General features: G+C 76.4%; 1 protein-coding gene and 1 pseudogene. Both read left to right on the top strand.

Annotation, left to right across the window (positions count from 1 at the left end):
- Positions 1 to 727: glycoside hydrolase domain-containing protein (locus ACFUEL_RS39825; RefSeq protein WP_380243127.1), on the top strand; the 727-nt coding region annotated here is incomplete at its 5' end.
- A gap of 214 nt (positions 728 to 941) precedes the next feature.
- Positions 942 to 1,205: pseudogene (locus ACFUEL_RS39820) on the top strand (histidine-type phosphatase); the annotation flags it as partial.

Here is a 1,205-nt window from a genome sequence, read left to right as displayed (position 1 = left end):
ACTCGGCACCGCGCCCGCGACCTTCACCGGCCTGGCCTTCGACACCTGCACCGCGCCCGCCCTCGCCACCATGAACGCCTGGAAGGGCACCAGCCCCTACGGCGCCGCCGCCGTCTACATCGGCGGCAAGAACCGCGGCTGCGCCCAGCCCCAGCTCACCGCGGGCTGGGTCAAGTCCGTCAGCGCCGGCGGCTGGAAGCTCGTCCCGCTGTACGTCGGCGCCCAGCCCCCGTGCCAGACCGGCAGCAGCCCCGAGAAGCTCACCGCCGACACCGCCGTCCCGCTCGGCACCGGCGACGGCAACGACGCCGTCGCCAAGGCCGCCGCCCTCGGCATGCGCCCCGGCAGCACCCTCTACCTCGACGTCGAGGCGTACAACACCGCCGACACCGCCTGCGCCGACGCCGTCCTCGCCTACGTCCAGTCCTGGAACCGGGCCGTGCACGCCTCCGGCTACTGGGCCGGCTTCTACGGCTTCGCCTCCTCCAGCGCCGCGGGCATCGCCAAGGCCGCCGGGCAGGACGCCCCCGACCTGCCCGACGCCCTGTGGTACGCCAAGTACGACGGCGCCGCCGACACCACCGGCAGCTTCCCGTTCGCCGCCGGCCTGTGGAGCGGGCACCGCCGCGCCCACCAGTACCAGATCAACCAGAAGGAGACCTACGGCGGCGCCACCGTCACCGTCGACCGCAACGCCTGGGACGCCCCGGTCGCGGTCGTCGGCTGACCGGCACCGGCTGACCGGCACCGGCTGACCGGCACCGGCGGACCGGTGCCGACCGAGCGGCGGTCGCCGGGCCGCGGCAGCCCCCGGGCCCGTCCGTTCACCGGGGGGACACCGGGCGAACGGACGGCCGTGGGCGGCGGTTCGGACCCGGCTGGCAGGGTGCGGCGGTCGACCGGGACGGACCCGGCCGACCTCCCCCGAGAGGCTCCCCACCGTGAAGCGCACCGCGGCCCTCGCCGCCGCCCTGGCCACCGTCCTTGCCGCCACCCTCGCGACCACCGGCACCGCCACCGCCCAGGGCGCCGCCCGGGCCGACACCTACGGCACCAAGACCCCGTACGCCCCGCAGCAGGACCTGCGCCGCTACCAGCCCGTCCCGGCCGGCTACGCGCCGGTGTTCACCGAGAACGTGGCCCGGCACGGCTCGCGCGCGATGAGCGACAGCGAGGACGGCGACGCCGACCTCGCCCTGCTCGCC

This window comes from Kitasatospora sp. NPDC057198 (genome assembly GCF_042670125.1).
Classification (GTDB): domain Bacteria; phylum Actinomycetota; class Actinomycetes; order Streptomycetales; family Streptomycetaceae; genus Kitasatospora.
The sequence above is the reverse complement of the archived record's forward strand: the minus strand, read 5'-3'. Positions and strand labels throughout refer to the sequence as shown.